The following is a 21,288-nucleotide window of genomic DNA, read 5'->3' as shown; positions in this document are numbered from 1 at the left end:
TTCGCCGAGGCGCTTCAGATTCCTTTGTGCATGTCGTTATCCCAAAACCGCTGCGCACCTTTGGGCGACATGCATTGCGCGTCAGACGTTGCGGCGGTTGTCGAGCGCGAAGGCGCCGGCGCCGGCAAACACCAGATAGAGGAAGATGAAGCAGAAGGAGATTGCCGCGTCGCCGCTGTTGTTGACCGGGAAGAAGTCGCGCGGGTAGTGCGCCATGAAATAGGCGATGGCCATCTCGCCGGCCAGAAGGAACGCGACCGGGCGGGTCAACAGACCGAGCGCCAGCAGGATGCCACCGGCGAATTCCAGGATGCCTGCCGTCGCCGTCAGGCCGCTAAGAGCGTGAGGCTCGGCGCTGACCGGAAAATTGAACAGTTTCTGCGAGCCATGCTCGAGGAACTGCAGGGCTGTGATGATGCGCAGGACGCCGAGTGCCTGCGGCTGAAATCTGGCGAGACCGTCAAAAAGCTTCATCTAAACTCCATTTTTCCAACCATGTGGCCCGGCCATAAATCATCACCCGGCGCTGGACCATTCACTTCCCATGGCCTGTCATCAACAATCGGTGATTGCAATTATTTCCAGTCTGACTTCGAAATTTGCTCTCGTTATGGTTGCATACATCTCGTTAAGGTTGTATATGTGCGAGTAGACACTCCAAACCAGACGGGTTCCTTCGCCATGAAAAAAGTCGCCATCAGCCTGTTCGCAATCCTCGCAAGCACCAGTTTCGCCGTGGCCGCTGATGCTGGCTGCGATGCCTTCAAATGGCCGGTAACACGCGAGCAGGAACTGTTTCCGGCAGCGCCCGCCGCGCAGTCCGGTGCCTCTCTTGCTTTCGGCGAAGCCGCGGATATGGCGCTGGAGCCGGTCGATGCGGTCAGCTTCATGGTCTCACCGCAACGCGCGCCGGCAGCCGGCACGTTCGGCGCGACGGCAAACGTGGCCGTGCCAACGGAAGGAGAGCTCCAGATCAGCCTGTCCGATGAGGCCTGGGTCGACGTCATTCAGGATGGCCAGGCCGTGAAATCAGCCGGTTTCAGCGGCGTGAAGACCTGCCTCGGCGTCCGCAAGAGCCTGCGCTTCAAGCTGACGCCTGGCGCAGCCACGATCCAGCTCAGCGGCGCCAGGAAAGAGAACCTCAAAGTTGCGGTGCTGGCGCCGGAGTGACCGCGCCCGGACGCGCCTCTCATCGCACCAGCGGCGCGATGAGAGCAGTTCCGTGCAGGCGAGTACCGGAGGGGATCAGCGGCCCGGCGCGATCAGCGCGAAATAAGCGCCTTGCGGATCGGTGAACTGGGCAATCCATTGGCCGGTCGGCACCGGCATCGGACCCATGACAATCTTGCCGCCATTGTCGGTGACGCGTTTGGCGGCTGCGTCGATGACGTCGACATTGAAGTAGAACAGCCAGACCGGCACCGGCAGCTGTTGCGGCTTGTTCATGATGCCGCCGCCGGATTCAGGGCCGGCCGAGAAGGTCTGATAGATGCCCATCTCGCCGACGTCCATGCTACCGGCATCAGTCCAGCCGAACTGGCTTGAGTAGAAATCGAAGGCCTTCTGGCGGTCGGACGCATAAAGCTCGTGCCAGCCGACATGGCCCGGCGTCGTTGCCGGAAGGACGGGCTGGTCGGGACCATTGGGCTGCAGGAACATGAAGGCGGCGCCTTGCGGGTCGGCGACGACGGAGAAGCGGCCGACGCCGGGAATGTCGTCGGGTTCGCGGTGAACAGCCCCGCCGGCGGCTTTCAGTGCCTCGGTCGAGGCATCGGTATCGCTGGTGTGGATATAGCCGAACCAGGCCGGCTTCAGACCCGTCCTGGCTGCTTCCTCGGGCAGGGTCATCAGCCCGCCGACGCCACGCTCGGCGGAGTTCACCACGATATAGCGCGGCATGCCGGGCGCCTTGTCGAAGGGCTCAGCCCGCCAGCCGACCACGGTGGTGTAGAACGCTTGCGCCGCATCGAGGTCGCTGGTCATCAACTCGTACCAGAAGAAGGGCATTGGGGATTTCGGCATTTTTAGTCTCCTCACCTTCATGCATCGATCGTTGTCCGATCTATCAAAGGACGTTTTCAGCGACGCGAATCCGACAGCGAACCGGAGAAAATTCAACGGCTGCGTTGACACATCGTTCCGCACTTCGCCCCACCGGCGGCTTGCACTTGGGGCGGTTTTCGACTTTCCTTGGGGCAAACGAGGGGTAGTAGTTTCATGCGCCTTATGTCGCTCACGCCTGAGCTTGTGTCACTGTGTCATCGCGAAGAGGTCGATCCCGGACCCGACTGCAGTTGGACGCAGCTGAACGATGAGGATTACCGGACATTAGCCTTGCGGCTGTCTGAAGAAGCAGACGAGGGGCCTTTGTGGGTGTTCGCCTATGGCTCGCTGATCTGGAAGCCGGCTTTCGAATCAGTCGAACGCCAGCGCGCCACCGCTTTCGGCTGGCACCGCTCCTTCTGCCTCGACATGGTGCGCTGGCGCGGCAGCGTCGCGCAGCCGGGGCTGATGATGGCGCTCGAACGCGGCGGCCGATGCGACGGCGTCATCTACCGCCTGCCCGACGGCGACAAGCCGGAGCAGATCGAAAGACTGTTGCGGCGCGAGATCGACGACCATGAGAGTGTCAGCTCGGTCCGGTGGGTTCCGGTGCGCACGGAGCAGGGCCGGATACGGGCGCTCGGCTTCTGGGTCGGGGTGACGGGCAGGGGAACCTCGCTTGGGCAGCCGCTAGATCGGGTGGCGCGGGTGTTGGCGCGGGCCTGCGGCCATGTCGGCTCGGGTGCCGAATATCTCTACAACACCGTCAGCCACCTCGAGGAATTCGGCATTTGCGACCGCAATCTGTGGCGACTGCAGCAACTGGTTGCCGACGAGATACGGTCGATCCACGGCGGCGTTCCAAGCTCTAATTTTTCGACTGTCAAAAGCCTAGGCAACTGAGGTTAACCGTTTGGCATCTGCACATCGTAGCGCTCAGAAGTCGATGACCGTCGTGTCCTTGACCAGCGGAATCGACTTGTCTGGCCGGGCGTAGATGTCGCCTTTTCCCTCTTGAGGGTGCCAGTTGAGTTTAGCCGCCGCCCGGTCCCCTTGATTGTAGAAATATCCGTAAGTTTCAATTTTTGCATTTTCAGGGTGGATGCCGAGATGGTCGACAAGAAACTTTATCCGACGATAAATGCGCCATTTCTCCTGCTTGATTTGCGGCAGGGCGTTGAACGCCCAGCAGCGCTCGCCTGCGGTGTCCAAAGACCTGAGGACATCAAGTTCTTCATCAGTAATCATGGCCGACGAGGCTTTCCGCCGAAGGCTCAGTCTTTGGCTACTGATATTGCTGCTCATGCGGTGACCTGCTCCTTTGTACCATGTTACGGCGATCTGAAAAGTTCGAAAGCGACTCATTGTATTTCATCCTCTATGGCGATTTCAGCAACTGGTTGCCGACGAGATCCGGTCGATCCATAGCGGCGCTACGAGCTCCGGCCTTTCGCCCGTGCCATAAGCTGAAAGTCATAACATGAGTAGCAAAATCATATTATGAGCTAGTCTTTTCAGTGGCTTGCGGCGAAAATTGACCAATTGATAAAAAAATAAAACGTGCTAGCCTTCCCCAAAACGAAAACAGGGGAACTGACGATGCCAGAAGGCCAGTTCAAGGACGGCATTGCCGGCGGCCGGCTTGCCGCCGACCAGTACGCCGAGAATTTTTCCGACCTGCATCCGCCGCTCGATCACCACGAGGCGCTGGTCGAATCCGACCGCTGCTATTTCTGTTACGATGCGCCGTGCATGAATGCGTGCCCGACCTCGATCGACATTCCGCTGTTCATCCGCCAGATCTCGACCGGCAACCCGATCGGTTCGGCCAAGACGATTTTCGACCAGAACATACTGGGTGGCATGTGCGCCCGCGTCTGCCCGACCGAGACGCTTTGCGAAGAGGTCTGCGTGCGCGAGGTGGCGGAAGGCAAGCCGGTGCAGATCGGCCGCCTGCAACGCTACGCCACCGATGTCGCCATGGCCGAGCACAAGCAGTTTTATCCGCGCGCTGAATCGACCGGCAAGTCGGTCGCCGTCGTGGGCGCCGGACCGGCCGGTCTTGCCGCGGCCCACCGGCTCGCCCGCCAGGGCCATGACGTCACCATTCTGGAAGCCCGCCCGAAGGCCGGCGGCCTCAATGAATATGGCATCGCCGCCTACAAGAGCATCGACAATTTCGCCCAGGCCGAGGTCGACTATGTCACGGGGATCGGCGGCATCGATATCCATAACGGCAAGGCGCTCGGTCGCGACTACCAGCTGTCGGACCTGATCCTCAATTATGATGCCGTCTTCCTCGGCATGGGGCTTGGCGGCGTCAATGCGCTGCGCGCCGATGGCGAGGAGGCCGGTGGCGTCGTCAATGCAGTCGAATTCATCGCCGAACTGCGCCAGGCCAGCGATCTCTCGAGCCTGCCAATCGGCCGGCGCGTCGTCGTCATCGGCGGCGGCATGACGGCGATCGACGCCGCCGTGCAGTCGAAGCTGCTCGGCGCCGAGGAGGTGACGATCTGCTACCGGCGCGGCCAGGAACACATGAACGCTTCCGAGTTCGAGCAGGATCTGGCAGCCGCCAACGGCGTCACCATCCGCCACTGGCTGCAGCCGAAGCGGGTCATTGTCGAAGGTGGCAAAGTGTCGGGCATCGAGCTCGAATACACAGCGATGAACGGCGACACGCTTGTCGGCACCGGCGAGCGGCTGACGCTGGCCGCCGACCAGGTGTTCAAGGCGATCGGCCAGAGCTTTGTGCCGGCGGCACTTAACGGCAGCGGTGCTGCGATCGAACTCGAAGCCGGCCGCATCAAGGTCGACGCAGAAGGGCGCACCTCGCTCGCCAATGTCTGGGCCGGCGGCGACTGCATTTTTGGCGGCGACGATTTGACGGTATCGGCCGTCGCGCAAGGCCGCGATGCGGCGGAGAGCATCAACCGGAGTCTGGCACAGGGATAGAGATCATGGCCTCAGTGGAATCAGGCATCGCGCGTCACTACGACGTCTCGGATCTAGAGCAGCACATTCTTGCCGTGGTCGCCGATACCGGCGTGGAAATTGCCCATCTACGCGCTGGCGATCTCGAAGCGGTCGACGAGTTCCACATTGGCGGTATCGCCGCCACCAGGGAACTCATCGGCCAGATGGGTTTGAAGCCGGGGGCCAGGCTGCTCGACATTGGTTCCGGCGTGGGTGGTCCAGCCCGCTTCGCCGCCAACAATGCCGGCGCCGATGTCACCGGCATTGATCTGACGCAAAGCTATGTCGACATCGCGACCAGCCTGTCGAAGCGGGTGGGAATGGCCGACAAAGTCCGGTTCGTGCAGGGCAGCGCGCTGGACATGCCGTTCAGCAACAAAAGCTTTGATACGGCCATGATCCTGCATGTCGGCATGAATCTTCCCGACAAGAAAAAGCTGATGAGCGAGGCGGCGCGTGTGCTCAAGCCGGGCGGCGTCTTTGCCGTCTACGATGTGATGCGGCTCAAGGCAGGTGCGCTGACCTATCCGCTGCCATGGGCATCCGACGAGAGCATGTCCTTCGTTGCCACGCCCGACGACTATCGTTCGGCTGCCGCCGCCGCGGGGTTCTCTGTAACCGCCGAGCGCCCTCGTGGCGCCTTCGCCATCGAATTTTTCGACACGATACGGGCGCGCATGGCTGCGGCGCAGGCGGAAGGAAAAAAGCCGCCGCCTGGCGTTAATCTTATCATGGGCGAGAACGCCGGCACCAAGATCGCCAATCTCACCCCCGCGCTTAAAGGCGGCATTCTCGCACCCGTGGAAATGCTCCTTCGTCTCGGTTGAAAGGGACCTGTCATGGCAGACATCCGCAACAATTTCGTCGGCATCAAATCGCCCAATCCGTTCTGGCTGGCTTCGGCGCCGCCGACCGACAAGGCCTACAACGTCATCCGCGCCTTCAAGGCGGGCTGGGGTGGCGTGGTCTGGAAAACGCTGGGCGAGGAAGGCCCGCCGGTGGTCAATGTCAACGGCCCGCGTTATGGCGCGATCTGGGGCGCCGACCGCCGCCTGCTCGGCCTCAACAATATCGAGCTGATCACCGACCGCGATTTGCAGGTCAATCTGCGCGAGATCAAGCAGGTCAAGAAGGACTGGCCCGACCGCGCCATCGTCGTCTCGCTGATGGTGCCATGCGTCGAGGAAAGCTGGAAGGCGATCCTGCCGGTGGTCGAGGAGACCGAGGCCGACGGCATCGAGCTCAATTTCGGCTGCCCGCACGGCATGTCGGAACGTGGCATGGGCGCGGCTGTCGGCCAGGTGCCGGAGTATATCGAAATGGTGGTGCGCTGGTGCAAAGCCAACACCCGCATGCCTGTCATCACCAAGCTGACGCCCAACATCACCGATGTGCGCAAGCCGGCGCGCGCCGCCCACGCCGGCGGCACCGACGCGGTGTCGCTGATCAACACCATCAACTCGATCACCGGCGTCGATCTCGACAGTTTCGCGCCGCAGCCGACCATCGACGGCAAGGGCTCGCATGGCGGCTATTGTGGCCCGGCGGTGAAGCCGATCGCCATGAACATGGTGGCCGAGATCGCCCGCGATCCCGAAACGCACGGCCTGCCGATCTCCGGCATTGGCGGCATCACCACCTGGCGGGATGCTGCCGAGTTCATGGCGCTCGGCGCCGGCAATGTGCAGGTGTGCACGGCGGCGATGACCTACGGCTTCAAGATCGTGCAGGAGATGATCGCCGGTCTCGAAAACTGGATGGACGAGAAGGGCCATGCCTCGCTCGACGACATCGTCGGCCGCGCCACGCCCAACGTCACCGACTGGCAGTATCTCAACCTCAATTACATCGCCAAGGCGCATATCGACCAGGACGCCTGCATCAAATGCGGCCGCTGCCACATCGCCTGCGAGGACACCTCGCACCAGGCAATCACCAACATGGTCGACGGCGTCAGGCATTTCGAGGTGATCGAGGCCGAATGCGTCGGCTGCAATCTGTGCGTCAATGTCTGCCCGGTCGAGAACTGCATCACCATGGAGCCGCTGGCCGCCGGCGTGATGGACCAGCGCACCGGCAAGCCGGTGTCGCCGGTCTATGCCAACTGGACGACGCACCCGAACAACCCGATGGCCAAGGTGGCTGCGGAGTAGGGGACGGGTCGAAGAAAAAAGCGGCGCCTTCGAGCGCCGTTTTTCATTTTCCTATTGCAGATAAATTTTATCTAGGATAAAAGATATCCATGAATAGGAGCGCAACATCGTGAAGCTGGGCGAGGGTGTAGAAGCGGCCATCCATTGCGCGGCCACACTGGCCAGCGTGGAGGGCAACAGCACGATACCGGGTGCTGCCTTGGCAGAGTCCTTCGGCCTGTCGCCGAGCTATCTGCTGAAACATCTGAACCAGCTGACTGCTGCGCGCATCCTGGAATCGGTGCCGGGACCGGCGGGCGGCTACCGGCTGGCGCGTCCGGCCGAGCGCATCACGCTGCTCGATATCGTGCTTGCGGTCGAGGGTCGCGAGCCGGCCTTCCGCTGCGGCGAGATCCGCCAGCGCGGCCCGGTCAAGATCGATGCTTCGGCCTATGTGAAGCCGTGCGGCATCAATGCCGCGATGCTGAAAGCCGAGCGTGCCTATCGTGCCGCTCTCGCGGAAACCCGGTTGTCCGACATCGTGGCTGACTACAAGGCCGAAGGCGATCCGCGATCGTTTGCCGCCAGCTGTGCCTTTGTGGCGCGCCATCAGCGGCCGCAGAAACCCGCTTCGACCAAACAGATTTAATCCCCCGCCAAACAGATGTGAAGGAAAGACGATGAAACAGAGACTGCAATTCTTCGCCAAGGCGCCTGAGATCATGAAAGCCGTGTCGGCGCTCAACAAGGCGGTCGACGAATGCGGGCTTGAAGTGAGCCTGCTGCATTTGATCAAGCTCCGCGCCTCGCAGATCAATGGCTGCTCCTACTGCGTCGAGATGCATAGCCGCGAGGCGAGGCGCGATGGCGAAACCGAGACACGGCTCTATCTGGTTTCGGCCTGGAAGGAATCGCCGCTGTTTTCCGAGCGCGAACGCGCGGCGCTTGCCTGGACCGAGGCAACGACCCTGATCGCCAACAATGGCGTTTCGGACGAACTCTATGCCCGCACGCTAGAGCACTTCTCGGAAGAGGAACTGGTCAAGCTGTCGGTCGCGATCGGCATGATCAACACCTGGAACCGGCTCTGCATCCCGTTCCACGCCATTCACCCGATGCCGGCGGCCAAAGCAGCCTGACCGTGCGGTTAGTCATGGAGCGCCGTGGAAAGGGCGGCGCTCCACCTGTTTCATGCTTAAGTACGGGGAAGATTTCATGCCTGTCGATTTGCCTTCGACCCTGTTGTTTCTCGGCCGCCTGTTGCTCGGCGGCGCCTTCGTTGTCGCGGGACTGCGCAATGTTCAAAACGAGGCGTTCCTGACCGGGCTGATGGCCGCGCGCGGCGTGCCGCAGGCGAGATTGGCGTTGTGGGCCGGCATCGTCCTGCAGACCGTTGCCGGCGCGCTGGTGATGGCCGGCCTGTGGACCGCGATCGCCAGTGCTGTGCTGGTGCTGTTTCTCATCGTTGCTACGCCGATGTTCCACAATTTCTGGGACCATCAGGGCCCGGACCGGGCATCGCGCATCAACGGCTTCGTCGGCAATGTCGCGCTGGCCGGTGGTTTTCTGACGCTGATCGCGCAGTCGCTTTAAGGTTACGCTGCGTATCTCAGGCCGCCGTCGCAGGTCAGCACCTGGCCGGTCATGAAGCTGTTGGAGACGAGGAAGGCGATTGCGCCGGCGACGTCTTCGGCGTGGCCGATCCTGCCCACAGGGGTCTTTCCGGCATAGTCGCTGAACACCGCCTGCCGCTGGCCGTCGGGCAAGAAATCCCACCATGGCGTGTCGATGACGCCGGGCGCGACGACATTGACGCGCAGCGGTTTCAGCTCGACCGCCAGGATCGGCACCACAGTCAAAAGCATGCCGTTGACGGCGGCGATGCCGGCCACGCCGGGCGCCGACAATTGTGCCGAAACCGCCGAGATGAAGGTGACCGATCCCGATCTGTTGAGCGTCGGCAAGGCAGCCTGCAGGCAGGACAGCTGCGGCCGGACTTTCTCGTCGACGCCGCCGGCGATGTCTGAGAGGTCAAGGGTTTCGAATGGCCCAAGTCCCTTGCCGCCGCTGGCGCCCAGAACGAGGTGATCGAACGGTCCGAGGCGCTCGAAGAACCCGCGGACCTCGTCCGGCTTCGAAGCATCGAAGGCGGCCTTGTCGGCGGCGCCGCCCAGGCTCTTCCAAGCGCTGGTGAGCTTGTCCTGGTTTCGTCCGGTGATGGTCACCTTCATGCCCGGGCCAAGCAGTTTTCGCGCCGTCGCCAGGCCGATGCCGGATGAGCCGCCGATGACGACCGTGTGTTCGATCTTGCCGGTCATGAATGCTGTTCCTTCGATTTTGGGGAAGCCTGGCCGACGAAGTCGAGGCTCAGGGTTCGCAATTGCTGTCTGGCCTTGGCGTCATAGGCTTGTGCGTCGGCGCGGGCCTCCCTTTGGCCGTCGAAATAGAGGCCGCTGCGGCCCTCCAGCGCGGGCGATGTCGCGAGGTTGAGAATGGCGTCGGCGCCGGTTTCGACCGAGCTCCATGGCGTCACGCCGGCCTGGCGGACCATGGTGGTGTTCATGTAGCTCGCCGGATGCAGAGCGTTGACGGTGACGCCGCTGCCTTTCAACTCTCCGGCCAGGTCGATGGTGAACAGGATCTGCGCCAGCTTGCTCTGGCAATAGGCGCGCACGCCGTCATAGGAACGTGTCAGCATGACATCGCCGAAATCGATCGCCTGCTGGCCGGCCGAAGCGACGTTGATGATGCGCGCCGGCGAACTCGCCTTGAGCAGCGGCAGCAGTTCCGAGGTCAGCAGGAAACCGGCGAGATAGTTGACCGCAAGGCGCAGTTCGAAGCCGTCGGCGCTGAGCTGTCGCTTGGCGCCGGCCGTGCCGATGCCGGCATTGTTGATGAGGATGTCGAGCCGGTCGGTTTTTGCGCGTACGGCCTCGGCAAGGCGGCGGATCTCGGCTAGCGAGGCGAGGTCGGCGGCGAGGAACTCGGCTTTGCCGCCGGCGGATTCGATTTCTGCGACGGTTGCCTTGCCGCGAGCCGCGTCACGGCCATGCACCAGCACGCGCGCGCCGCCGGCGCCCAGCCTTTGCGCGACGACACGGCCGACGCCGTCGGTCGAACCGGTGATGAGGATTGTCTTGTCTTTCAGATCCATATTCAGAGCCTCCATCTCTCTGGATGGAAGATGGGGCGCCTGACCCAGCCCAAACAGTTCAAACTTTATCCTGGTATCAATACTGCTATAATAGCTCTCATGGATGCCCCCACGCACTCCGCTGAAGACAGCCGCCGGCGCGAGCTTGGCGCCTTCCTGCGCTCGCGCCGCGAAAGATTGACGCCGTCCGCCACCGGCATCGCGACCGGCCTGCGGAGACGCACGCCAGGCTTGCGTCGCGAGGAAGTGGCGATGATCGCCGGCGTCGGCACCACCTGGTACACATGGCTAGAGCAGGGGCGCGAGGTCAGACCCTCGGTGGAGGTGCTAGCGGCGCTCAGCGAAGCGCTGCGCCTCGACGCCGTTGAAAGGCGGCATCTGTTCATCCTGGCAGGCCGCCAGCAACCGGAGAACCGCGTGGCTGCGCCGGAAAAGGTCGATGGCCCGCTAATGCATATGCTGGAGAGCCTGGTGCTGCAGCCGGCCTATGTCGTCGGGCGGCGCTGGGATGTGCTGGCCTGGAATCCGGCGGCGGTAGCGGTGTTCGGTGATTATGGCCTGCTAGAGGGCGACGCCCGCAACATCGTCCACATGGTGTTCACCAATCCGCATCACCGGCGCCTGCTGGTTGACTGGGAGCAATTGGCGCGCACCGTGCTGGCCTCGTTCCGGGCGGAAAGCGCCCGCTATGTGGGCGATGCGGATTTCGAGCGGCTGATCGTGCTTATGACGCGCTCAAGTCCGGAGTTTCGCGACTGGTGGCCGCAACGCGACGTGGCACGCCGATTGTCGGGGGTGAAACATGTCCGACATCCGAGCGCCGGCGCCATGACGTTCGAGCATATGAGCCTGTCGATCGACGACGGCTCGGACATGAAGCTGATCGTCTACACGCCGCTGGCCGAACAGAATTCGATCGAGAAGCTGCAGAATTTGCTTGAGGCGATGCCGGCGGAGCGCCGCAGCGCCTGACGCCCAAGGTCAGCCCTTCGGCTTCAGCCCATCAATGAACAACTGCTCCAGAAACCGCGCCGCATCCTCGAAGCGGCCGTCGCCGCCGCGATCGGGCCCAAGCACCGCGCGGACCTGGACATCGAAATCGGCATAGTGCTGCGTCGTCGCCCAGATCGAAAAGATCAGGTGCCAGGGATCGGTGCGGGCGATTTTTCCCGCGCGCATCCAGCCCTTGATGACGTTGGCCTTCTCGTCGACCAGCGTTTTCAGCTCACCCGCCAGCAGCGGCATGATGCGCGGCGCGCCTTGCAGGATCTCGTTGGCGAACAGCCGGCTTTCCCTGGGAAAATCACGCGCCATTTCGAGCTTGCGCCGGATGTAGCTCCTGAGCTCGGTCAGGGGGTCGCCGATGTCGTCGAGTTCACGTAGTGGCGCCAGCCACGTCGCCAGCAGCCGCTCCATCAGCGTTTCGTGGATGTCTTCCTTGCGGCGGAAATAGTAGAGCAGGTTCGGCTTCGACATCCCGGCGGCCTCGGCGATCTGGTCGATGGTCGAACCGCGAAAGCCGTTGGCGGAGAAGACTTCGAGGGCTGCCTCCAGGATCAGTTCGCGCTTTTCCTGCTGGATGCGGGTGCGGCGAGGGGCTGAGCCTTCCATGGCGCCGCTCACCCCTGCAAGCCTTGGCCGCAGGGTTCATCTGGACCAATTCTCTGGACCAGTTTTTCTCTTACCCGTGGAGCGCACTTCGCAGGCCGCATTTCCGCTAGTAATCCCTTGACCGCCGACAGGGCGGTGCTAACGTTTGTCCAATCGGTCAAAAATTTGCGTAGCATGAAAACGCAGCAAAGACCAAGCTTTGGAAAGACCAAGCGTTAGCCGCACCGAAACAGGTTACAAGGGGAAGTCTTGGTCATGTCCAACCGGCTGAAAGTCACGCCGAACGATCTCAGCGCATTCTGGATGCCGTTCACCGCGAACCGGCAGTTCAAACAGGCGCCACGCATGTTCGTGTCCGCCAAGGACATGCACTACACCACCAGCGACGGCCGCAAGGTGCTCGACGGCACCGCCGGCCTGTGGTGCGTCAATGCCGGCCATTGCCGTCCCAAGATCACGGAAGCGATCCAGCATCAGGCGGCCGAACTCGACTATGCGCCGGCCTTCCAGATGGGACACCCGATCGTGTTCGAACTGGCAAACCGCCTGGTCGATCTCGCGCCCAAGGGCATGGACCATGTCTTCTTCACCAATTCCGGTTCGGAATCGGTCGAAACGGCGCTGAAGATGGCGATCGCCTATCACCGTGTGAAGGGCGAGGGCGCGCGCACCCGCCTGATCGGCCGCGAACGCGGCTATCACGGCGTCAATTTCGGCGGCATCTCGGTCGGCGGCATCGTCACCAACCGCAAGATGTTCGGCACGCTGCTCGGCGGCGTCGACCACATGCCGCACACGCATCTGCCGGAAAAGAACGCCTTCTCCAAGGGCGTGCCGGAATATGGCGCGGAACTCGCCAACGAGCTGGAGCGCATCGTTGCCCTGCATGACGCCTCGACCATCGCCGCCGTCATCGTCGAACCGGTCGCCGGCTCCACCGGCGTCATCCTGCCGCCGAAGGGCTATCTGCAGAAACTGCGCGAGATCTGCACCAAGCACGGCATTTTGCTGATCTTCGACGAGGTCATCACCGGTTTCGGCCGTCTCGGCGCGCCGTTCGCAGCGGATTATTTCGGCGTCACGCCCGACATCATGACCACCGCCAAGGGCGTCTCCAACGGCGTCATCCCGATGGGCGCGGTGTTCGTGAAGAAGGAAATCCACGACGCCTTCATGACCGGCCCCGAGCACATGATCGAGTTCTTCCACGGCTACACCTATTCGGGCAATCCGATCGCCTGTGCCGCCGCACTCGGCACGCTCGACACCTACAAGGAAGAGGGCCTGCTCACCCGTGGCGAGGAACTGGCGCCGTACTGGGAAGATGCGCTGCATTCGCTGAAGGGCGAGCCGCATGTCATCGACATCCGGAATATCGGCCTGATCGGCGCGATCGAACTGGCGCCGATCGCCGGCAGCCCGACCAAGCGGGCCTTCTCGGCCTTCGTCAAGGCGTTCGAGCGCGGCGCGCTGATCCGCACCACCGGCGACATCATCGCGCTGTCGCCGCCACTGATCATCACCAAGGGCCAGATCAACGAATTGATCGACCATGTCAGAGAAGTGCTGAGGGCGATCGATTGACAAACCGGGCGCGGATAGCCCTCCCCCTCGAGGGGAGGGTGGCCGCGAAGCGGTCGGGTGGGGTCGGTGCGACCGGACGCCGACCTGCTCTTTTGTTCCGAGGCCGCTCCTGATGCCCCGTACCCGCGTGAGCTTCGAAATGCGCCAAAAGGCGCGAGCGCTTCGAATTCACGCGACCAAGGGAGAATCGCTGCTGTGGTATGAACTGCGGGACCTGAAATCAGCCGGCATCAAGTTTCGCCGTCAGTGCCCGATTGGCCCGTACATCGTGGATTTTGCCTGCTTGGCGGTGAAGCTGATCGTTGAGGTCGATGGCGACATGCACGAACACGACAGGGGTAGGCGGCACGATGCCGTTCGCGATGCTTATCTGCGATCGCTCGGATTTGAAGTCTTCCGTGTTGACGAGCCCGATGTCATAAACAGCGCTTGGCACGTCGCGCAGGTGGTCAAAGAGAAGGTCGCGCGCGTCGCGGGCGACCCCACCCGACCGCTTCGCGGCCACCCTCCCCTCGAGGGGGAGGGGGACGCCGCCGCCCCGCAACCGATGAGGTTTTAGAGCATGGCCGCCCCGGGCGAGAATCTGCGAATCAATTCAGACCGTTTGTGGGATTCCATCATGGAGATGGCGAAGATCGGCCCCGGTATTGCCGGCGGCAACAATCGCCAGACCGTGACCGACGAGGACGGCGAGGGACGGCATCTGTTCAAGCGCTGGTGCGAGGCGGCCGGGCTCGAAATGGGGCTCGACGAAATGGGCACCATGTTTGCCCGCCGGGAAGGCGCTGATCCCAGCCTGCCGCCGGTTTATGTCGGCAGCCATCTCGACACGCAGCCGACCGGCGGCAAATATGACGGCGTGCTCGGCGTGCTCGGCGGGCTGGAGATTATTCGCTCGCTTAACGATCTCGGCATCCAGACCAGGCATCCGATCGTCGTTACCAACTGGACCAATGAGGAAGGCTCGCGCTTTGCCCCGGCTATGATGGCGTCCGGCGTGTTCGCCGGTGTGCTCGATCAGGCGGACGTGTATCAGCACACTGATAAACAGGGCAGGAAATTTGGCGAGGAGCTGGAGCGCATCGGCTGGAAAGGCACCGAGAAAGTCGGTGATCGCAAGATCCACGCCTTCTTCGAACTGCATATTGAGCAGGGGCCGATCCTCGAGGACGAAGGCATCGACATTGGCGTCGTCACCCACGGCCAGGGCCTGAAATGGCTGCAGGTAACGCTGACCGGCAAGGAGGCGCATACCGGCTCGACCCCGATGCCCAAGCGCCGTAATGCCGGGCTCGGCATGGCTCGGGTCATCGAACTGGTGCACGAGATCGCCATGGACTACCAGCCCGACGCCGTCGGCGCGGTCGGCCACATGGAGGTGTTTCCGAACTCGCGCAACATCATCGCCGGGCGCACCGTCTTCACCATCGACATCCGCTCGCCCGAGAAGGAAGTGCTGGACGCGATGGATGGGCGCATACGCGAAGGCATCGACACGATCTGTGAGGCGCTCGACATCCAGTACAAGGTCGAGCAGGTCGGCGCTTTCGATCCGGTCACCTTCGATGCCGGCTGCGTCAAGGCGATCCGCGACGCCGCCGATCGGCTCGGCTATTCCCACCGCAACATCGTCTCCGGCGCCGGCCACGACGCCTGCTGGATCAACCGCGTTGCGCCGACCGCCATGGTGATGTGCCCCTGCGTTGACGGGTTGTCACACAACGAGGCTGAGGAAATCACCAAGGAATGGGCCGGCGCCGGCGCCGACGTGCTGTTCCATGCGGTGGTAGAGACAGCGGGGATCGTGGCGTGAACTAAGATCTGTATTCAAAACGACGCTCACAAGAAGCGCGAAGAGAACAAGGGAACACGACAATGACCAAAGTCATCCGAAACGGCACCATCGTCACCGCCGACCGGACCTGGAAGGCCGATGTGCTGATGCAGCACGGCAAGATCGTCGCCATTGGCTCGAACCTGCATGGCGACCATGAGTTCGACGCCAGCGGCTGTTACGTCATGCCGGGCGGCATCGATCCGCACACCCATCTCGAAATGCCGTTCATGGGCACCTATTCGGCCGACGATTTCGAGTCCGGGACGCGTGCGGCCCTTTCCGGTGGCACCACGATGGTGGTCGATTTCTGCCTGCCGGCGCCGCAGCAATCGCTGCTGGAAGCGTTGCAGATGTGGGACAACAAGACCTCGAAGGCTGCCTGCGACTACTCCTTCCACATGGCGATCACCTGGTGGGGCAAGCAGGTGTTCGACGAGATGGCCACCGTCGTCGACAGAGGCATTACCTCGTTCAAGCATTTCATGGCCTACAAGGGCGCGCTGATGGTGGACGACGACGAGATGTACGCGTCGTTCCAGCGCTGCGCCGATCTCGGCGCGCTGCCGCTTGTTCATGCCGAGAATGGCGACGTGGTTGCGGCGCTGTCGCAAAAGCTGCTCGCCGCCGGCAATAATGGCCCCGAGGGACACGCCTATTCGCGGCCGCCGGAAGTGGAGGGCGAGGCGACCAACCGCGCCATCATGATCGCCGACATGGCCGGCGTGCCGCTCTATGTCGTGCATGTGTCCTGCGAGCAGAGCCACGAAGCCATCCGCCGCGCCCGCCAGAAGGGCATTCGGGTTTTCGGCGAGCCGCTGATCCAGCATCTGACGCTGGATGAAAGCGAGTATTTCGACAAGGATTGGGACCATGCGGCGCGCCGCGTCATGAGTCCGCCCTTCCGCAACAAGCTGCACCAGGATTCGCTGTGGGCCGGCCTGCAGGCGGGATCGCTGCAGGTGGTGGCGACCGACCACTGCGCCTTCACCACCAAGCAGAAGCGCAACGGCCTCGGCGATTTCACCAAGATCCCGAACGGCACTGGCGGGCTTGAAGACCGCTTGCCCGTGCTGTGGACGACGGGCGTCAACACCGGGCGGCTGACGATGAACGAGTTCGTCGCGGTGACTTCGACCAACATCGCCAAGATCCTCAACATGTATCCTAGGAAGGGCGCCATCGTCGAAGGCGCGGACGCCGACATCGTGGTGTGGGACCCCAGCGCCAAGAAGACCATCACCTCGAAGAAGCAGCAATCGGTGATCGACTACAACGTCTTCGAAGGTTTTGAGGTGACCGGCCTGCCGCGCTTCGTCTTTTCGCGCGGCGAATTGTCGGTCGAGGAAGCGGAGGTCAAGGCCAAGCCCGGCCATGGCGAATTCGTCGCCCGCGAGCCGAACGCGGCGGTCAACCGGGCTCTGTCGACCTGGAAGGACATTACCGCGCCGCGCAAGGTGGAACGCACCGGCATTCCGGCGACAGGCGTTTGACGTTGCGGAGCCCGGGGGCGCTCATTTCACTGGTCGTGGCGATGGTGGTCGCTGGTCCGGCAACAGGGGCCGAGAGGCTGGCCGGCTCCTGGGGCAACGATGCCGGCTGTGTCTTTGCAAAGGCCGGTTTTCAGGGCCGGGACGATTATATCGTGCTGACCGCCGAAGGCATCGAGACCTATGGCAGCGGCTGCCGGTTCGCGCAGCAATTGACGTGGGCGCCGGGCACGCAATCGCTTGATGCGACCTGTTCCGCCGAAGGCGAGGCGGGGACGACGGCTGAAACCGTTGTGGTCACCAACAAGGGCGAGGGTGGGTTCTTCGTGACCATTCCCGGTCTTGAAGAAATGGGGCCGTTGCAACCGTGTTCGTGACGTTGGAGCTGGGGGAATGAGCGCGCGCGGTTTGGGGCCGTCTGTTGCGATGATAGTCGTTCTGGCTGCGGGTCAGGCCCTTGCGGCAGGCATCGACCTGACGAAACCCTATGGGGACAAATATGGCTGCATCAACCGCAATGGCCAGGAAGTCGCCGCCGATCGGATGCTGCTTTTGACCGACGAGGCATTGGTCACCGCCGCCAGCGCCTGCACCTTCACGGACAAGCAGGCGCAGGCTGATGGGTCGCTGGTGGTGACGGCAACATGCGAGGCGGAAGGCGAAGAAGGACAGGAGCCGACCAAATTCACCATCAAGCGCAGCGCCAAGAACGCCAAGAAGCTGACGGTGGCCGACGACGACGGCAATGTCATGGGCGAAGTGGCGCGGTGCAAATGACGGCAGTCCCGTCAGCGTCAGGCCACCAGCGCATCCAGTTCCGGCAACAGGACGACGCTTTCCTGTTCATTGGGATCGGTGCGGGCGATGACGGCCGAGGACGGGGCGTTGCTCAGATTGGCCGGCAGATGCGGTACGCCGGCCGGGATGTAGAAGAGGTCGCCGGCCTTGACGACGATGTGGTTCTCGAGCCTGTCGCCATACCATGTGTGGACCTCGCCCGAGAGCACATAGATCGCCGTCTCATGGCTTTCATGCAGATGCGCCTTGGCGCGGGCGCCAGGCGGCAGGGTGAGCAGATGCATGCAGATGCCGGACGAGCCGACCGTCTCGGCTGCAATGCCGGCAAAATAGGTCAATCCCTGCTTGCCTTCATAAGTGCTTTCAGGACGGATAAGGTGACAAGTGGGTTTGGGCGACATCGGCAAGGCTCCGGGCGTCGATTGGGTGGGATTGGACGAGTGGAAAGCAACATCAACGCGAATGCAACGGCATTTCATCCTGGGCGGCTGCGAGAAGCAGGCAGCAAGCGATGACGGGACGATCGCCAGCCGTCGTCTCGGCAAGCAAACTTGGCCTTACCTTTCAGACCAATGACGGTCCGGTAGAGGCGCTCTCCAAAGTCGACCTGACAATCGGCAAGGGCGAGTTCGTCTCCTTCATCGGCCCATCTGGCTGCGGCAAGACCACCTTGCTGCGCGTCATCGCCGATCTGGAAAAACCGACATCGGGCACGATCTCGGTCAACGGCATGACGCCGGAACAGGCGCGCGAGAAACGCGCTTATGGCTACGTCTTCCAGGCGGCAGCCCTTTTCCCGTGGCGCACGATCGAGCGTAACGTGGCGCTGCCGCTGGAGATCATCGGCCTTTCGAGAGCGGAGCAGGCCGAGCGCATCAAGCGCACGATGGAGCTCGTCAACCTCTCCGGCTTCGAGAAGAAATACCCTTGGCAGCTTTCCGGCGGCATGCAGCAGCGCGCTTCGATCGCCCGCGCGCTCGCCTTCGACGCCGACCTGTTGCTGATGGACGAGCCCTTCGGCGCGCTGGACGAGATCGTGCGCGACCATCTCAATGAACAGCTTCTGGAATTGTGGGCGCGCACCAACAAGACGATCTGCTTCGTCACCCATTCCATCCCCGAGGCGGTGTATCTGTCGACGCGCATCGTCGTCATGTCGCCGCGCCCAGGTCGGGTTACCGACATCATCGAATCGACGCTGCCAAAGGAGCGGCCACTGGACATCCGCGAGACGCCTGAGTTTCTGGCGATCGCGGCCCGCGTGCGCGATGGGTTGCGGGCAGGGCACAGCTATGATGATTGAGGGGGTAGCGAATGAGTGCGGACGTCGCCGCCACGCCTTCGTCATCCTAGGGCGAAGCAAGGAGCGAAGCGACGCGGCGCAGACCCTAGGATCCATGCCGTTACCTATACGGTCCGCAACGGTGCAAAACGGTGCACACGCCGCTGCGCCCGCGAAGGCGAACATTCTCAACCGCTTATACCCCTCGGCCAACGTCACGGAATGGATCCTAGGGTCTGCACGACGCTTCGCGTCGCTCCGCCCTAGGATACCGAGCGCACCGGTGATCGGCCTCCGCTTCGCTCCGGCCACCCTCTTCCCGGCGGGGAGAGGAGAAGGGGAGCGCGCCTGATGGACACCTTCCGCGAAAAACTCATCCCCGTGACCTCCATCCTCCTGGGCGTGGTGGTGCTCTGGTATGTCTTCGCCGTCATCCTAAACGCGCCCTTCCAGCGCGACCTCGACCGGCGCGCCGGGGAAACCCACGACACCGTCGAATTAATCGGCAAGACGCTGTCGCAGCCCAAGCCGACGCTGCCGGCGCCGCATCAGGTGGCGGTGAACTTCTTCGAGAACACCTTCCTGCGGCCCATCACATCGAGCCGAAGCCTCGTCTACAATGCTTGGGTGACCCTGTCGTCGACGTTGCTCGGCTTTGCCTTCGGCACGGCGCTCGGCATCGTCATCGCGGTTGGCATCGTGCATGTGGCGACGCTCGACCGCAGCCTGATGCCGTGGATCATCGCCTCCCAGACGATTCCCATTCTGGCGGTGGCGCCGATGATCATCGTCGTGCTGGGGGCGATCGGCATCAGCGGTCTGATCCCAAAGGCGATGATCTCGACCTACCTGTCGTTCTTCCCGGTGACGGTGGGCATGGTGAAGGGCCTGCGCTCGCCCGAACTCATGCATCTCGACCTGATGCACACCTACAATGCCAGTGTCTCGCAGACCTTCTGGAAGCTGCGGGTGCCGGCCTCGGTGCCGTTCCTGTTCACCTCGATGAAGGTGGCGGTGGCGGCGAGCCTGGTCGGCGCCATTGTCGGCGAACTGCCGACCGGTGCTGTCGCCGGCATCGGCGCCAAGCTTTTGGCAGGCGCCTATTACAGCCAGTCCATCGACATCTGGTCCGCCCTTGTGGCGGGCTCGGTGGTGGCGGCCCTTCTGGTCATGGTGGTCGGCATAGCCGGGCGCCTCGTTGACCGCGCGATGGGCGGGAGGCCGGCATGAACTGGCTGAAGCCCTCCTGGCAAGCGGTGCTGGCCATTACGCTGTGTCTTGTAGCCCTGTCGCTCGGCGCGATGTCGAAGCCGGAAGCGGCCACCCTTGCAGACCCGACGGCAAGTTTCGACTACCCCTATTTCGGTATAAAGACCCCGATGATCGGCCTGGCCGTGCTGGCGGGGCTGATCTCGATGCTCAGGATTTCGGCGGTGGCCGAGGCTGCGGTGCTGTTTATCGGCGCTCACCTTGTCGCCTGGATGCTGATCTCGGGCATTACAGGGTTCGAAGGCATGGCATTGGCGCCGTATTTCCTGCTGCTCGCCGCTGCCTGGCTGCTGGCATGGCGCTGCGTCGCCGTGCTGTCGGGGCTTCGCCCGATGGCAAAAGGGGCGCGGATGGCGCTGCGCCTCATCATACCGGCGATCTTCGGCGCCTGGATCCTGATCATATGGGAAGCGATGACGCGTGGCGCCGGCATTCCCTTCATCCTTTTGCCGCCGCCGAGCGCCATCGGTGTGCGCATCGCCAGTTCCCTGCCGGTGCTCGGCGCCGATATCAGGCAGACCATCTTCAAGGCGGTGATCTTCGGTTATGTCATCGGCAGCGGCGCCGGCTTCCTGGTGGCGATTGCGGCCGACCGCGTGCCGTTCCTGCGCCGCGGTCTGCTGCCGATCGGCAATATGGTCTCGGCGCTGCCGATCATCGGTGTGGCGCCAATCATGGTGATGTGGTTCGGCTTCGACTGGCCGTCCAAGGCCGCGGTCGTCATCATCATGACCTTCTTCCCAATGCTGGTGAACACGGTTGCCGGTCTTGCCGCCTCCGGCCATATGGAGCGCGACCTGATGCGCACCTATGCGTCGGGCTACTGGCCAACACTCTTGAAGCTCCGGCTGCCGGCGGCAGCGCCCTTCATCTTCAACGCGCTGAAGATCAACTCGACGCTGGCGCTGATCGGCGCCATCGTCGCCGAGTTCTTCGGCACGCCTGTGGTCGGCATGGGCTTTCGCATCTCGACCGAGGTCGGGCGGATGAACATCGACATGGTCTGGGCCGAAATCGCAGTTGCAGCACTGGCGGGTTCGGTCTTTTATGGCGTGGTCGCTCTCGTCGAGAGAGCCGTCACGTTTTGGCATCCCTCTGTCCGTGGTGGATAGGGC

Annotated in this window: 25 protein-coding genes; 18 read left to right on the top strand and 7 right to left on the bottom strand. The window is 62.7% G+C overall.

The features are described from left to right. Nucleotides 1-81 precede the first annotated feature (81 nt). Nucleotides 82-474 carry a DoxX family protein gene (locus tag NKI64_RS12065; protein WP_023687981.1) on the bottom strand — a complete coding sequence of 131 codons (393 nt, stop codon included), beginning with the start codon at nt 472-474 and terminating at the stop codon, nt 82-84. A 21-nt stretch (nt 475-495) separates the two neighbouring features. On the opposite strand from NKI64_RS12065, the gene NKI64_RS12060 reads away from it, so the two are divergent. After that, a complete protein-coding gene (locus NKI64_RS12060) occupies nt 496-1,170 on the top strand; it encodes a hypothetical protein (RefSeq protein ID WP_352668117.1) in 675 nt (224 codons plus the stop codon). 75 nt (nt 1,171-1,245) lie between these two features. Here the strand turns inward: NKI64_RS12060 and NKI64_RS12055 are convergent, their stop codons facing one another. Then, a complete protein-coding gene (locus NKI64_RS12055; protein ID WP_352668115.1) occupies nt 1,246-2,022 on the bottom strand; it encodes a VOC family protein in 777 nt (258 codons plus the stop codon). Between the two features lie 195 nt (nt 2,023-2,217). On the opposite strand from NKI64_RS12055, the gene NKI64_RS12050 reads away from it, so the two are divergent. Then, nucleotides 2,218-2,946 carry a gamma-glutamylcyclotransferase gene (locus tag NKI64_RS12050; RefSeq protein WP_352668113.1) on the top strand — a complete coding sequence of 243 codons (729 nt, stop codon included), beginning with the start codon at nt 2,218-2,220 and terminating at the stop codon, nt 2,944-2,946. A gap of 33 nt (nt 2,947-2,979) precedes the next feature. Here NKI64_RS12050 and NKI64_RS12045 read toward each other — a convergent pair whose 3' ends face one another. Continuing rightward, nucleotides 2,980-3,348, bottom strand: coding sequence for a hypothetical protein (locus NKI64_RS12045; protein ID WP_352668111.1), 369 nt, complete (start codon nt 3,346-3,348; stop codon nt 2,980-2,982). Between the two features lie 294 nt (nt 3,349-3,642). On the opposite strand from NKI64_RS12045, the gene NKI64_RS12040 reads away from it, so the two are divergent. From NKI64_RS12040 to NKI64_RS12015, 6 genes are all read left to right on the top strand, one after another. Further along, the gene (locus tag NKI64_RS12040; RefSeq protein WP_352668108.1) at nt 3,643-4,998 is read left to right on the top strand and encodes an NAD(P)-dependent oxidoreductase; all 1,356 of its coding nucleotides are present in this window, start codon (nt 3,643-3,645) and stop codon (nt 4,996-4,998) included. A gap of 5 nt (nt 4,999-5,003) precedes the next feature. Then, complete coding sequence (locus tag NKI64_RS12035; RefSeq protein WP_023687987.1) at nt 5,004-5,846, top strand: class I SAM-dependent methyltransferase; 843 nt, start codon at nt 5,004-5,006, stop codon at nt 5,844-5,846. Between the two features lie 12 nt (nt 5,847-5,858). Continuing rightward, a complete protein-coding gene (gene preA / locus NKI64_RS12030) occupies nt 5,859-7,172 on the top strand; it encodes an NAD-dependent dihydropyrimidine dehydrogenase subunit PreA (protein WP_023712066.1) in 1,314 nt (437 codons plus the stop codon). A gap of 109 nt (nt 7,173-7,281) precedes the next feature. Continuing rightward, on the top strand, nt 7,282-7,800 hold the full coding sequence (locus NKI64_RS12025) for an RrF2 family transcriptional regulator (RefSeq protein WP_023668205.1): 519 nt from the start codon (nt 7,282-7,284) through the stop codon (nt 7,798-7,800). 31 nt (nt 7,801-7,831) lie between these two features. Next, nucleotides 7,832-8,290, top strand: coding sequence for a carboxymuconolactone decarboxylase family protein (locus tag NKI64_RS12020; protein ID WP_023668206.1), 459 nt, complete (start codon nt 7,832-7,834; stop codon nt 8,288-8,290). Between the two features lie 76 nt (nt 8,291-8,366). Beyond that, a complete protein-coding gene (locus NKI64_RS12015) occupies nt 8,367-8,744 on the top strand; it encodes a DoxX family protein (RefSeq protein WP_023682193.1) in 378 nt (125 codons plus the stop codon). Between the two features lie 2 nt (nt 8,745-8,746). Here NKI64_RS12015 and NKI64_RS12010 read toward each other — a convergent pair whose 3' ends face one another. Further along, on the bottom strand, nt 8,747-9,469 hold the full coding sequence (locus NKI64_RS12010) for an SDR family oxidoreductase (protein WP_352668105.1): 723 nt from the start codon (nt 9,467-9,469) through the stop codon (nt 8,747-8,749). After that, on the bottom strand, nt 9,466-10,305 hold the full coding sequence (locus NKI64_RS12005; protein WP_023821794.1) for an SDR family oxidoreductase: 840 nt from the start codon (nt 10,303-10,305) through the stop codon (nt 9,466-9,468). Before NKI64_RS12005 ends, NKI64_RS12010 begins: the two co-directional genes overlap by 4 nt. Nucleotides 10,306-10,404: 99 nt before the next feature. On the opposite strand from NKI64_RS12005, the gene NKI64_RS12000 reads away from it, so the two are divergent. After that, a complete protein-coding gene (locus NKI64_RS12000) occupies nt 10,405-11,277 on the top strand; it encodes a helix-turn-helix transcriptional regulator (protein WP_023697054.1) in 873 nt (290 codons plus the stop codon). 9 nt (nt 11,278-11,286) lie between these two features. On the opposite strand, the gene NKI64_RS11995 is transcribed toward NKI64_RS12000, so the two are convergent. Then, nucleotides 11,287-11,916, bottom strand: coding sequence for a TetR family transcriptional regulator C-terminal domain-containing protein (locus NKI64_RS11995; RefSeq protein WP_023668211.1), 630 nt, complete (start codon nt 11,914-11,916; stop codon nt 11,287-11,289). 255 nt (nt 11,917-12,171) lie between these two features. Between NKI64_RS11995 and aptA the strand changes: the two genes are divergently transcribed. From aptA to NKI64_RS11965, 6 genes are all read left to right on the top strand, one after another. Next, entirely contained in the window at nt 12,172-13,500 is a 1,329-nt protein-coding gene (aptA, locus tag NKI64_RS11990; RefSeq protein WP_023687994.1) for an omega-aminotransferase AptA, read from the top strand. Nucleotides 13,501-13,612: 112 nt separating this feature from the next. After that, complete coding sequence (locus tag NKI64_RS11985; protein WP_023690831.1) at nt 13,613-14,059, top strand: endonuclease domain-containing protein; 447 nt, start codon at nt 13,613-13,615, stop codon at nt 14,057-14,059. Nucleotides 14,060-14,062: 3 nt separating this feature from the next. Then, nucleotides 14,063-15,313, top strand: coding sequence for a Zn-dependent hydrolase (locus NKI64_RS11980; protein ID WP_023690832.1), 1,251 nt, complete (start codon nt 14,063-14,065; stop codon nt 15,311-15,313). Nucleotides 15,314-15,375: 62 nt separating this feature from the next. Then, complete coding sequence (gene hydA / locus NKI64_RS11975; RefSeq protein WP_023668215.1) at nt 15,376-16,827, top strand: dihydropyrimidinase; 1,452 nt, start codon at nt 15,376-15,378, stop codon at nt 16,825-16,827. Then, nucleotides 16,824-17,201 carry a hypothetical protein gene (locus tag NKI64_RS11970; protein ID WP_023668216.1) on the top strand — a complete coding sequence of 126 codons (378 nt, stop codon included), beginning with the start codon at nt 16,824-16,826 and terminating at the stop codon, nt 17,199-17,201. The genes hydA and NKI64_RS11970 overlap by 4 nt, the downstream gene beginning before the upstream one ends. A 16-nt stretch (nt 17,202-17,217) precedes the next feature. Then, on the top strand, nt 17,218-17,601 hold the full coding sequence (locus tag NKI64_RS11965) for a hypothetical protein (protein ID WP_023729378.1): 384 nt from the start codon (nt 17,218-17,220) through the stop codon (nt 17,599-17,601). A gap of 17 nt (nt 17,602-17,618) precedes the next feature. On the opposite strand, the gene NKI64_RS11960 is transcribed toward NKI64_RS11965, so the two are convergent. Beyond that, a complete protein-coding gene (locus tag NKI64_RS11960; protein ID WP_031193071.1) occupies nt 17,619-18,023 on the bottom strand; it encodes a cupin domain-containing protein in 405 nt (134 codons plus the stop codon). 110 nt (nt 18,024-18,133) lie between these two features. Between NKI64_RS11960 and NKI64_RS11955 the strand changes: the two genes are divergently transcribed. From NKI64_RS11955 to NKI64_RS11945, 3 genes are all read left to right on the top strand, one after another. Then, complete coding sequence (locus NKI64_RS11955) at nt 18,134-18,925, top strand: ABC transporter ATP-binding protein (RefSeq protein WP_023668219.1); 792 nt, start codon at nt 18,134-18,136, stop codon at nt 18,923-18,925. Nucleotides 18,926-19,255: 330 nt separating this feature from the next. Next, nucleotides 19,256-20,134, top strand: coding sequence for an ABC transporter permease (locus NKI64_RS11950; RefSeq protein ID WP_352668100.1), 879 nt, complete (start codon nt 19,256-19,258; stop codon nt 20,132-20,134). After that, nucleotides 20,131-21,285 (top strand): ABC transporter permease, encoded by a 1,155-nt coding sequence (locus NKI64_RS11945; protein WP_023753550.1) that lies wholly within the window; start codon nt 20,131-20,133, stop codon nt 21,283-21,285. The genes NKI64_RS11950 and NKI64_RS11945 overlap by 4 nt, the downstream gene beginning before the upstream one ends. The last annotated feature ends 3 nt before the right edge of the window (nt 21,286-21,288 follow it).

The organism is Mesorhizobium sp. M0478 (assembly GCF_040321305.1).
Lineage (GTDB): Bacteria > Pseudomonadota > Alphaproteobacteria > Rhizobiales > Rhizobiaceae > Mesorhizobium.
Note: the sequence above shows the minus strand (reverse complement) of the source record. Positions and strands in the feature narration are given on the sequence as shown.

What these genes read in the sequence shown, in the direction of transcription:
- NKI64_RS12065 (WP_023687981.1), bottom strand. Translation starts at nt 474, where the DNA reads ATGAAGCTTTTTGACGGTCTCGCCAGATTTCAGCCGCAGGCACTCGGC.
- NKI64_RS12060 (WP_352668117.1), top strand. Translation starts at nt 496, where the DNA reads ATGTGGCCCGGCCATAAATCATCACCCGGCGCTGGACCATTCACTTCC.
- NKI64_RS12055 (WP_352668115.1), bottom strand. Translation starts at nt 2,022, where the DNA reads ATGCCGAAATCCCCAATGCCCTTCTTCTGGTACGAGTTGATGACCAGC.
- NKI64_RS12050 (WP_352668113.1), top strand. Translation starts at nt 2,218, where the DNA reads ATGCGCCTTATGTCGCTCACGCCTGAGCTTGTGTCACTGTGTCATCGC.
- NKI64_RS12045 (WP_352668111.1), bottom strand. Translation starts at nt 3,348, where the DNA reads ATGAGCAGCAATATCAGTAGCCAAAGACTGAGCCTTCGGCGGAAAGCC.
- NKI64_RS12040 (WP_352668108.1), top strand. Translation starts at nt 3,643, where the DNA reads ATGCCAGAAGGCCAGTTCAAGGACGGCATTGCCGGCGGCCGGCTTGCC.
- NKI64_RS12035 (WP_023687987.1), top strand. Translation starts at nt 5,004, where the DNA reads ATGGCCTCAGTGGAATCAGGCATCGCGCGTCACTACGACGTCTCGGAT.
- preA (WP_023712066.1), top strand. Translation starts at nt 5,859, where the DNA reads ATGGCAGACATCCGCAACAATTTCGTCGGCATCAAATCGCCCAATCCG.
- NKI64_RS12020 (WP_023668206.1), top strand. Translation starts at nt 7,832, where the DNA reads ATGAAACAGAGACTGCAATTCTTCGCCAAGGCGCCTGAGATCATGAAA.
- NKI64_RS12015 (WP_023682193.1), top strand. Translation starts at nt 8,367, where the DNA reads ATGCCTGTCGATTTGCCTTCGACCCTGTTGTTTCTCGGCCGCCTGTTG.
- NKI64_RS12010 (WP_352668105.1), bottom strand. Translation starts at nt 9,469, where the DNA reads ATGACCGGCAAGATCGAACACACGGTCGTCATCGGCGGCTCATCCGGC.
- NKI64_RS12005 (WP_023821794.1), bottom strand. Translation starts at nt 10,305, where the DNA reads ATGGATCTGAAAGACAAGACAATCCTCATCACCGGTTCGACCGACGGC.
- NKI64_RS12000 (WP_023697054.1), top strand. Translation starts at nt 10,405, where the DNA reads ATGGATGCCCCCACGCACTCCGCTGAAGACAGCCGCCGGCGCGAGCTT.
- NKI64_RS11995 (WP_023668211.1), bottom strand. Translation starts at nt 11,916, where the DNA reads ATGGAAGGCTCAGCCCCTCGCCGCACCCGCATCCAGCAGGAAAAGCGC.
- aptA (WP_023687994.1), top strand. Translation starts at nt 12,172, where the DNA reads ATGTCCAACCGGCTGAAAGTCACGCCGAACGATCTCAGCGCATTCTGG.
- NKI64_RS11985 (WP_023690831.1), top strand. Translation starts at nt 13,613, where the DNA reads ATGCCCCGTACCCGCGTGAGCTTCGAAATGCGCCAAAAGGCGCGAGCG.
- NKI64_RS11980 (WP_023690832.1), top strand. Translation starts at nt 14,063, where the DNA reads ATGGCCGCCCCGGGCGAGAATCTGCGAATCAATTCAGACCGTTTGTGG.
- hydA (WP_023668215.1), top strand. Translation starts at nt 15,376, where the DNA reads ATGACCAAAGTCATCCGAAACGGCACCATCGTCACCGCCGACCGGACC.
- NKI64_RS11965 (WP_023729378.1), top strand. Translation starts at nt 17,218, where the DNA reads ATGAGCGCGCGCGGTTTGGGGCCGTCTGTTGCGATGATAGTCGTTCTG.
- NKI64_RS11960 (WP_031193071.1), bottom strand. Translation starts at nt 18,023, where the DNA reads ATGTCGCCCAAACCCACTTGTCACCTTATCCGTCCTGAAAGCACTTAT.
- NKI64_RS11955 (WP_023668219.1), top strand. Translation starts at nt 18,134, where the DNA reads ATGACGGGACGATCGCCAGCCGTCGTCTCGGCAAGCAAACTTGGCCTT.
- NKI64_RS11950 (WP_352668100.1), top strand. Translation starts at nt 19,256, where the DNA reads ATGGACACCTTCCGCGAAAAACTCATCCCCGTGACCTCCATCCTCCTG.
- NKI64_RS11945 (WP_023753550.1), top strand. Translation starts at nt 20,131, where the DNA reads ATGAACTGGCTGAAGCCCTCCTGGCAAGCGGTGCTGGCCATTACGCTG.